Annotated in this window: 9 protein-coding genes; 2 read left to right on the forward strand and 7 right to left on the reverse strand. The window is 40.3% G+C overall.

The features are described 5' to 3' along the window. Positions 1-436 precede the first annotated feature (436 nt). Positions 437-877 carry a SufE family protein gene (locus tag P9B04_RS08985; RefSeq protein WP_342054646.1) on the forward strand — a complete coding sequence of 147 codons (441 nt, stop codon included), beginning with the start codon at positions 437-439 and terminating at the stop codon, positions 875-877. A gap of 194 nt (positions 878-1,071) precedes the next feature. Here P9B04_RS08985 and P9B04_RS08990 read toward each other — a convergent pair whose 3' ends face one another. From P9B04_RS08990 to pstS, 7 genes are all read right to left on the reverse strand, one after another. Further along, a complete protein-coding gene (locus tag P9B04_RS08990; RefSeq protein ID WP_342054647.1) occupies positions 1,072-1,617 on the reverse strand; it encodes a transcriptional repressor in 546 nt (181 codons plus the stop codon). A gap of 114 nt (positions 1,618-1,731) precedes the next feature. After that, positions 1,732-2,667, reverse strand: coding sequence for a D-alanyl-D-alanine carboxypeptidase (locus tag P9B04_RS08995; protein ID WP_342054654.1), 936 nt, complete (start codon positions 2,665-2,667; stop codon positions 1,732-1,734). 362 nt (positions 2,668-3,029) lie between these two features. Further along, positions 3,030-3,833 (reverse strand): phosphate ABC transporter ATP-binding protein PstB, encoded by an 804-nt coding sequence (gene pstB / locus P9B04_RS09000; protein ID WP_342054648.1) that lies wholly within the window; start codon positions 3,831-3,833, stop codon positions 3,030-3,032. 38 nt (positions 3,834-3,871) lie between these two features. Further along, complete coding sequence (gene pstB / locus P9B04_RS09005) at positions 3,872-4,678, reverse strand: phosphate ABC transporter ATP-binding protein PstB (protein ID WP_342054649.1); 807 nt, start codon at positions 4,676-4,678, stop codon at positions 3,872-3,874. Between the two features lie 64 nt (positions 4,679-4,742). Then, on the reverse strand, positions 4,743-5,624 hold the full coding sequence (gene pstA, locus P9B04_RS09010; protein ID WP_342054650.1) for a phosphate ABC transporter permease PstA: 882 nt from the start codon (positions 5,622-5,624) through the stop codon (positions 4,743-4,745). Positions 5,625-5,669: 45 nt separating this feature from the next. Then, the gene (gene pstC, locus P9B04_RS09015; protein ID WP_342054651.1) at positions 5,670-6,632 is read right to left on the reverse strand and encodes a phosphate ABC transporter permease subunit PstC; all 963 of its coding nucleotides are present in this window, start codon (positions 6,630-6,632) and stop codon (positions 5,670-5,672) included. A gap of 148 nt (positions 6,633-6,780) precedes the next feature. Beyond that, positions 6,781-7,932 carry a phosphate ABC transporter substrate-binding protein PstS gene (gene pstS / locus P9B04_RS09020; protein ID WP_342054652.1) on the reverse strand — a complete coding sequence of 384 codons (1,152 nt, stop codon included), beginning with the start codon at positions 7,930-7,932 and terminating at the stop codon, positions 6,781-6,783. Positions 7,933-8,263: 331 nt separating this feature from the next. Here pstS and P9B04_RS09025 point away from each other — a divergent pair, with 331 nt between their 5' ends. Continuing rightward, positions 8,264-9,292: a PstS family phosphate ABC transporter substrate-binding protein gene (locus P9B04_RS09025; RefSeq protein ID WP_342054653.1), complete on the forward strand. Its 1,029-nt coding sequence runs from the start codon at positions 8,264-8,266 to the stop codon at positions 9,290-9,292. Positions 9,293-9,363 lie beyond the last annotated feature (71 nt).

Consider the following 9,363-nt stretch of genomic DNA (forward strand, 5'->3'; position numbering starts at 1 on the left):
CTGGTTTTATGAACATGGCTTGGAACTTTGCCTCGTCAGGTGCAAGATATGAGTTTACCCAATCACACGCAGTTGCAAACACCAGCAATGTGTCGTCAATTTCCTTGGCGAGTGTATTGCTAACTTCAAGTTTGCAGGCTACTGTTATAGGTTGGGTCTCAGGCATAGTATCTGTCAAAAGGTGATACTGTTATAGCGCAAGTTTCTATAATAAGGACTCCCTACGGTCGATTTATTTGTTGGTCGAAAATTCCTCCCCAACGTAAGACAATGGGGAATCCTTTTCGACATTATGTTGAACAAGTTCCTTTGCTGGTTTCTTACAGGTCGCTATCATCATCAATCTGGGCATTCTGTCTTGATGGGGAAAGAAAAAACTTGCTACAATAATCTATGGAAAAAACACAACCTAGTACTGAGTTTTTAAAATCAATCCATGTCATCACCAGGAAACACTTTACCTCCAAATTTAGCCCGTATTGTCGAGAAATTCAAAAAGCGTTCTGATCCCAAGAAGCGTTACGAACAACTACTCTGGTACGGTAAAAAATTAGAAGCCATGCCAGAAGGCACCAAAATAGAAGACAATAAGGTTAAGGGATGTGTTTCTCAGGTGTATATTACAGCAGACTTAGAAGATGGTAAAATTTGGTACAAAGGGGATTCAGATGCTCAATTAGTCAAGGGACTAGTTGCTTTATTGGTTGAAGGATTAAATGGGTTAACTCCTAGTGAAATTATGGAAGTAACTCCCGACTTTATCGAAGAAATGGGACTCAATGTCAGCCTAACACCTTCCCGCGCCAATGGATTTTATAATATATTCCAAATGATGAAAAAGAAGGCGTTAGCTTTCCAACTGGGAACGTCAGGTTAATGAAATGTTGAAGGAGTGTTTACTTATTAGTTGTTTTGTAAGTTTGCCAGAATTCTCAGACATCTTGTGCTAAAGCTTAGTAATGCCTTATTTTTCTTTTAAATGTTTTTTGTTAGATTCCATTAAATGTTTTTTGTTAGATTCCATTAACCAGTTTTTGATTAAAAAAATTAAAAATATTTTTAATAGCGAGTTTATTTAGATTCTAGTTTGCTTTTATCCTCGTGGGAATGATGGGAATGTTCATCAGAAATAGAACGAGTACACACCCAGTTACTAGGGAGAGAAGAAGGCCAACCCATGCGAATAGCTTCAGGACAAATGGTCATAACTGTTAACTGACAATCGATTAATTGAAATCCTTCCTTTTCGCACTGTTTCAAGCTATGCTTAAGAATAGAGTCATTTTTAAATTCGATAGTACGATTACATTGGATACAAACCATGTGATGATGGTGGTTAGGGTGAGGATGATTTAATTCATAGTGTTTATGTCCTTCTGCTAACTCTAACTCTCGTAAAATTCCCATACGAGACATCAACTTAACACTGCGGTAAATAGTAGATAAACTAATAGTTTCTCCCCTCTCCTCCAGTAGTTCAAACAATTCCTCAGCACTCAAATGATTACCCCTGGGGAGGTTTTGGAAGACGTGCAGTATTTTCTCCCTTTGGGGGGTCAAACGCCAACCTCTGGCATTTAACTCGGCTTTTAGGGAATTGGCAGTGTAAGAAGACATAGCAAATTGCTCTATGGTAATACTATTAATTAATTATGATACCCCTTTTTTAAGGCAATTTGCAACAATTGTTGCTTATTGACAACAATTAGCAACAGATTTTCTTAAGATTTGTTACTGACAAGGGCGAGTGGTACTCACTTGTAAGACAATTTTATCAATAGAACGAATCAAAGAAGACCCAGAAACATTAGGATTGTTAGCTAGGATGCTAAAGACCACCATTCCGAAGTGGGGATGTTTCATGTAACCGGACAAAGCTCTAACCCCTCGTAATGTTCCTGTCTTAGCACGAACAGTTCCTTGTGCTGGTGTTCCTTTCATACGGTTCCGAAGGGTTCCTGTTGACCCGGCAACCGGTAAGGAAGCATAAAACACATCCCGTTGGGGGGTATAGTACATCGCTCGTAAAGTAGTGATTAAAGAGCGAGGAGTGGCCACATTACGACGGGATAAACCCGAACCATCCACTTGACGATAATCACTGGGGTCAACCCCTAATTTTCCTAAAGCATTTTTAGCCGCTTGTTGTCCCCCGATATGACGTAGAAGGATATCAGCATAGTAATTATTGCTTCTGATATTGGTAACGTTGACCCAAGATTGTAGGGATTTTGAGCGAATTTTTGATTGAGCGCTTTTTAATTGTAAGGCAGCTGCGGTGGTAAAAAGTTTATTGTTGGAAGCAGGAATAAAATGTCTGTCCGCATTATGGGTGTATAAAACAGTCCCATCGTCCAGTTTTTCAACTAAAATTCCCCAATGTTTCTGATGAGGAGTAATAATATTGTCGATAGCTGGTTGAATCAGAGCTGCACAACTTCCAGCAGTGTTATTCTCTGGTGGGGGGACATAGATTTCAATGGGTTGGTTGGGAATGGAAACGGGTTCCGGTTCAGGATTATTAAAAACCGGTTCAGGATTATCAAAAACTGGTTCAGGATTATCAAAAAGGGGTTGTAATTCGTTAGCGAAGCTTGGATTAATTGTAGTTAAAGATGTGGTGGCAAAAATAGCCAAAGTTGGGAGCCAAGAACGAGTTAAGCGCATAATATCTAATGTTTCCTTCACTACCTCACTTGTTTATACCTAATCCTGTTCTCAAACCCATCTTATCTTCTGAAAGAGGCAGAAGGCAGGGGGCAGAAGCTTTTTTAGCTTTTAGACTGTCAATTTTTAAAGAGGGTATATAAAGCGGATTTGGTATTACTCAGAAATAGAGCTAGTAATTTAGGAATGTACTAAAATGTAGTAATAAGAGTAAGACGGTATACAGACGAAACCTTACCTCATGTATTCAAATAAGTCAAGGTAGACAACTTGAGTTCGGAGTTCTCAGTTGAGCCTCTTACTGGGAGATATTAAGTATTTGAGACTACTGATTTTGGCAAGTTCTGTATAAATTTGCTTATTTAGCCGAACCGTCCACTAATATAATCTCTAGTAGATTCTTGAGCAGGATTTTGGAATACAACCTCGGTGTTATCGTATTCTACTAAATAACCCACCTTCCCTCCTTTATCCGTAGCTTCTGCGTTATAAAACGCTGTCAAATCGGATACCCGTGAAGCTTGTTGCATATTGTGGGTAACGATAACAATAGTATATTCTGTCTTCAATTCGTGGATTAATTCCTCAATTTTTAGAGTAGAAATGGGGTCTAAAGCTGCACATGGTTCGTCCATTAAAATAACATCTGGTTTAACAGCAATGGTACGAGCAATACATAATCTTTGTTGTTGTCCCCCAGATAAAGCTAACCCACTTTGATGCAATTTATCTTTGGTTTCATCCCATACAGATGCTTTTCTTAGAGAGGTTTCCACTAACTCATCCATGTCTGTTTTTTTCCCTTTAAACCCGTTTATCCTAGCACCAAAAGCGATATTTTCGTAAATGGATTTTGGAAAAGGATTGGGTTGTTGAAACACCATTCCCACACGACAACGTAAGTCCACAGGATCAACTTTTTTTGCGTAAATATCCTTATTGTGGAAAGTAATTTTACCTTCGATTCTAGCACTGGGAATCAAGTCATTCATACGATTAAAACACCGTAGAACCGTACTTTTTCCACACCCAGAAGGACCAATAAACGCCACAACTTTGTTGAGGGGAATATTGAGAGTAACGTCTCTAACCGCTAAGTTTGAGCCGTAAAAAACATTTAAACTTTCTGTTTTCAATACTGTTTCTGTGGCTATACCAGTCATCATTTTGTTTACCTCAATAATTGATAATAAATATTCTGAAATTAACCAAAGCGTCCACTGACGTAATCTTTAGTATCTTGGTTTTTAGGGTTGCCAAAAATTATTTCTGTTTGATCGTATTCAACCAGAAAGCCAACTTTACTACCTTTATCGGTAGCCTCTGCGTTAAAAAATGCTGTGTAATCTGCTACCCGTGTTGCTTGTTGCATATTATGAGTAACAATAACAATGGTATAATTTTCCTTTAATTCGTGCATTAATTCCTCAATTTTTAGGGTTGAAATAGGATCTAATGCTGAACAAGGTTCGTCCATCAATACAACTTCAGGATCAGCAGCAATGGTACGAGCAATACACAATCTTTGTTGTTGTCCCCCAGACAAAGAGAAGCCACTTTCTCCTAGTTTATCCTTAACTTCGTCCCACAAAACTGCCCTTCTCAAAGAGTTTTCTACCAACTCATCTAAATCCCCTTTGAAACCATTAACCCTGGCACCGTAGGCAATATTATCGTAAATTGTTTTGGGGAAAGGATTGGGTTTTTGGAACACCATACCAATGCGTTTTCTCACCTCAATGGGATCAATATCGGTGGCATATAAATCCTGTCCGTGGTAATGGATGTTTCCTTTTAAACTAAAGATTTCGATCAAGTCGTTGAGTCGATTTAAACAACGTAATATGGTACTTTTTCCGCAACCAGAAGGACCAATAAAAGCGGTTACCCTATTTTTAGGAATGGTAAAAGTAACATCACGAACAGCACGATAATTTCCGTAAAAAATATCAACATGATCCAGGGAAAAAACAGTCTCTAAATTTTCCACTGGGACCTTATCTGGTTCCATATTTTCCACTATAATTTCCTCCTTAAAAATTTCTGAATTCCAAACTCCTAACACCGCACTCAGATTAATAGGTTTTCTGACGAGTAGCTAAACGAGCAGTAACACTGGTAATTAAGACCAAGAATACCAAAATTAAAGATCCCGCCCAAGCTAATTCTTGTTGGGGTTTAAAAGGGACAATAGCGTAGTTATAAACCAATACAGATAATGTGGCAATGGGTTCTAGGAATCCTTTTGGTGGTGGACTGGCCCAGAAATTGGAGAAAAGAGCCGTAAAAATAAGCGGTGCTGTTTCTCCAGCTGCACGGGCAATGGCAAGGGTTACTCCTGTCAAAATCGAAGGAATGGCCGCTGGTAAAACTACTTTTAACACCGTTTGGTAATTATAAGCACCGATACCAAAAGCTGCCCACCGTACATTTTGGGGAACAATTTGTAAGGCTTCATCCGTCGTTCTAACGATAGTGGGTAACATCAATACGGCTAAAGCAACACCACCAGCAATTGCGGAAAAACCAACGATCCCACTAGCTACCAATAAACCGTAGGCAAACACTCCAGCAATAATAGAGGGGACTCCACTTAAAACGTTAGTGGCAAATCTTACCCACTTGGCAACCTGGTTACCACCGCTAAACTCGGAAAGATAAACCGCGGCTAAGACACCGAAAGGAACTGCAATTAGGGTTCCTATAGATACCGTCATCAAGGTTCCAATAATTGCATTAGCAATACCCCCTTCAGAAAGACCCGGAGGAGGGGGTAACTGGGTAAATAGGTCAAAATTGATTTGACGAAACCCTCGAACTCCCACGAAAATTAGCACCGCAAACAGAGGGATTAGGGTGATTATCATACATAACGAAGCCACACCTGTCCAAAAACTATCAAATAATGAACGGGGAGAAATGGGCTTTTTTTTAAGACTTAATGCTTGACTTTCCATAATTAAATAATTAATAGTTGCTCAGGGAACTGCAAAATCTTATTACTAATATTTAGCGCGAACTTGGCTGACGATATAATCTGCCGCAATATTCACCACTAAGGTTAAAAGCATTAATACTAAACCTGCGTACATCAGGGCTGCCACCTGCATTCCAGAAGCTTCTGCGAACTGGTTAGCGATTAAAGATGAGATGGTGTTAGCGGGTTCTAAAATAGAAACACTAATTCTATTAACATTCCCAATAATCATAGTAACGGCCATGGTTTCACCCATTGCCCGTCCTAAAGCTAACATAATTCCCCCAACGATACCGGAGAAAGCTGCTGGAACTAAAACACGGAAAATAGTTTCCCAACGGGTTGCCCCTAGTCCCAAAGAAGCTTGCCGTAACTCAGGGGGTAAAGAAGCCAAAGAGTCCCGAGAAATAGCTGTAATAATCGGTAGAATCATGATTGCCAGCACAATACTAGCAGGAAACATTCCCGGTCCACCAGCAGGAGGAGTTCCAAATATAGGTATCCAGCCGAAAAACTTATGCAAAAACATAGAGAAAGGCTGAACTAAGGGAATTAAAATGAAAATTCCCCATAACCCATAGACAACACTGGGAATAGCTGCCAATAACTCTACTAAGAATACTAAAGGAGTGCGGAACTTTAAGGGGATAAAATTTTCACTTAAAAAGATAGCTGTTCCAATACCCAGAGGAACAGCAATAACCAAAGAAATTAAAGAACTAACCAAAGTTCCGTAAATAACTGGTAATGCGCCGTAGGATTCTCGGCCTTTAACCGGGTTCCAGGAACTATTAAATAGAAAGCTTAAACCGTATTCTTGAATCGCTGGCCAGGCGCGCCAGGTAATAATTAGGGCAATGGAAAGCAGAATTAAACCAATACTCATGGCAAAGGCAAGAGTTAGCCAAATGAACCAATTATCTACGGCTTTTTCCCTTACCGAGCGAAAACCTACGCCGGTTTGTCGTTTAGAAGATGATGCAGTCACGATGAATCGGCAAATTATATTGCCCAGAGAAACAACAGTTAAAAAACAGGGAGGATAAAAAAAGCAAGGAGAGAACGAAAGAATTTGAGCGTCAGGGAAAATCTAAAGCTTTTATAAGACCTTTTTCCCTCAATCTTTACGTCGTCGATTAGTTCAACTTAATTTCGTAATCAGGACTAATGACATCAGCAGCAGCAGCTACTTTCTCTCTCACACTGGGAGGTAAAGGAACATAACCCAGTTCCTTACTCTGTTCCTGTCCCTCGGTTAAAGCATATTGAATCATGCTTTCCACAGCGATCGCTTTTTGGGGATCGTCGTAGGTTTCATAAGCCAAAATCCAAGTGTAGGTAACGATAGGATAGGATTGATCTCCTTCGGGATCGGTAATAAATGCCCGTAGGTTCTCAGGTAAGGTAACCGCGTCTAGGGTAGCAGAAGCACTCTCATCCGTAGGCGCAATGAAATTCCCAGAAGAATTCTCTAATTCTGCCACAGGAATACTGTTTTGTTTAGCATAACCATACTCGATATAGCCAACTGAACCTTCATTTTGTTGGATAGAGGCGGTTACTCCTTCGTTTCCTTTACCTCCAATAAAATTACCTTTGTCGGTTGGCCATTCTACACTTTTACCTTGGCCAATGGAGGCTTCCCATTCTGGACTAATGGAACTAAGGTGCTTGGTAAATACCCCAGTTGTACCACTACCATCAGAACGGTGAACCACAGTGATAGGTTGATCTGGCAATTCTAGATCGGGGTTAGCATCGGCAATAAGGGGATCGTTCCAGTTGGGAACGGTTCCGTTAAACATACCGACGTAAGCTTCTCTAGACAGCTTAAGTCCTTCCACTCCAGGTAAGTTATAAGCTACGACAATGCTACCTGCGGTAACAGGAAGTAAAATGGTGCCTTTTTCGATGGCCGCTATTTCTTCGTCTGTCATGGCTACATCACTTGCCCCAAAGTCAACGGTTCCGGAGGTGAACTGTTCCACACCAGCACCGCTACCAACGGACTGATAGTTAACTTTTAGTTGGGGAACTGCTCTGTTGAGTTGTACAAACCAGTTTTGATATAGGGGTGCAGGGAAAGAAGCACCAGCACCGGTGAGAGCTACATCACCTTCTAAGGGGGGGGCTAGGGCAGCAGTGGTTTCTCCGCCACCATCAGGGGTGGTGCTAGTGTCAGAGGTGTCACTAGAACCCCCTCCGCAGGCTCCTAAACCAATTGCTAAACTTAGAATTGATAAGGATGTTATTATGGTACGTTTACTTGATTTCACAGTTGTGAACATAGGGTTTTTTTGCTAATTGAATTAACTAGACAAATCTTAAAGCAGAATTTAACATTTTTCGGTAAACATTAGGTTAAGAAAGTAATCAACCAGGGAATTTTAAGATTTTTTTTTCTTTTTTAAAACGCCTAGATAAAAAAAATATTAAATTCATAGAGACAGTAGCAATGGAAGATTATGATTGGCTTATCCTAATGCTAAAACAACCCTTATTCTCTGGAACGTAGGAATAAGGAATGGCTAAGGAGAAGTTAATTTAAAAAACTAAGGCTAGGTTAATTTATTTAACTCAAGGCTTACAGTTATTATTTAAAACAAGGTATACTTACACATGATAACGAATATTCATAAAATTTTCAAGAATAGAATTGGTGCCATTGCTTTGTCTACATCTTTTGCGTTGTCAGGATGTGGTTCCGTTCCTGAGTCATCCATTAAACCAATAAAAATTGATGGATCGAGTACGGTTTTTCCTATCACAGAGATTATTCTCCAAAGCTACAAAAACGAAGCTACCAACCAATCTATTAAAGAGATCGAAATAGAAGGAGAATTTTCAGGAACAGGAGGAGGATTCAAGAAATTCTGCACAGGGGAAACCGATATCAATGCGGCCTCTCGTCCTATTTCAGAACAAGAAAATGCCACCTGTAGCAATAATGAAGTTAGTTATATAGAACTTCCCATTGCCTTCGATGCCATTACCGTTGTAGTGAATGCCAATAACACTTGGACAGAAACCTTAACCGTTGAGCAATTACAAACTATTTGGGAACCAGCAGCAGAAAATAAAATTACCAAATGGGATCAAGTGGATAGCACCTATCCCAGTCAGCCTTTAACCCTATACGGACCGGATAAACTTTCAGGAACCTACGACTACTTTACCAAAGCGATCGCAGGGGAAACAGGAGCCAGTCGTCAGGACTACGTTAGTAGCCAGGACGACGAAGTATTAGTGACAGGGGTTGCCGAAGATCCCAACGCCATCGGTTATTTTGGTTATGGTTATTATCAACAGCATCAAGACAAACTGAAAGCAGTAGCCATTGATAGTGGCAACGGACCAATCCTTCCTTCCTTGGAAACAGTAGAAAACGAACAATACAATCTTTTATCCCGTCCTCTGTTTCTCTACGTTAACGCCAAAAGGGCCCAAGAAAATCCCGTTTTAGAGATTTTTGTCGAATATTATCTAGATAAAGCCCCAGAATTAGTGGCAGAAGCAGGTTATGTTCCCTTACCAGAAGAGGCTTACCATCTAGCGAAAATTCACCTACAGAGGTTTGATGTCGGCAGTGTTTTCGATGGTAGTCCCCAAATCGAGCTAACCATAAGCGATATAATGCGCCAACGCTAAGAAGTTCAAATTTAGGTTAGCTTCCCTGCGAGAAGCCCCGCACTGTACCGAAGGTCAGTGTCGGGATGGGG

This window comes from Crocosphaera sp. Alani8 (genome assembly GCF_038442745.1).
Lineage (GTDB): Bacteria > Cyanobacteriota > Cyanobacteriia > Cyanobacteriales > Microcystaceae > Crocosphaera.

Bases quoted from the DNA above. Each gene is read 5' to 3' on its own strand.
- pstB (WP_342054649.1), bottom strand. From the start codon at position 4,678: ATGGAACCAGATAAGGTCCCAGTGGAAAATTTAGAGACTGTTTTTTCC.
- P9B04_RS08985 (WP_342054646.1), top strand. From the start codon at position 437: ATGTCATCACCAGGAAACACTTTACCTCCAAATTTAGCCCGTATTGTC.
- pstB (WP_342054648.1), bottom strand. From the start codon at position 3,833: ATGATGACTGGTATAGCCACAGAAACAGTATTGAAAACAGAAAGTTTA.
- P9B04_RS08990 (WP_342054647.1), bottom strand. From the start codon at position 1,617: ATGTCTTCTTACACTGCCAATTCCCTAAAAGCCGAGTTAAATGCCAGA.
- P9B04_RS08995 (WP_342054654.1), bottom strand. From the start codon at position 2,667: ATGCGCTTAACTCGTTCTTGGCTCCCAACTTTGGCTATTTTTGCCACC.
- pstA (WP_342054650.1), bottom strand. From the start codon at position 5,624: ATGGAAAGTCAAGCATTAAGTCTTAAAAAAAAGCCCATTTCTCCCCGT.
- pstS (WP_342054652.1), bottom strand. From the start codon at position 7,932: ATGTTCACAACTGTGAAATCAAGTAAACGTACCATAATAACATCCTTA.
- P9B04_RS09025 (WP_342054653.1), top strand. From the start codon at position 8,264: ATGATAACGAATATTCATAAAATTTTCAAGAATAGAATTGGTGCCATT.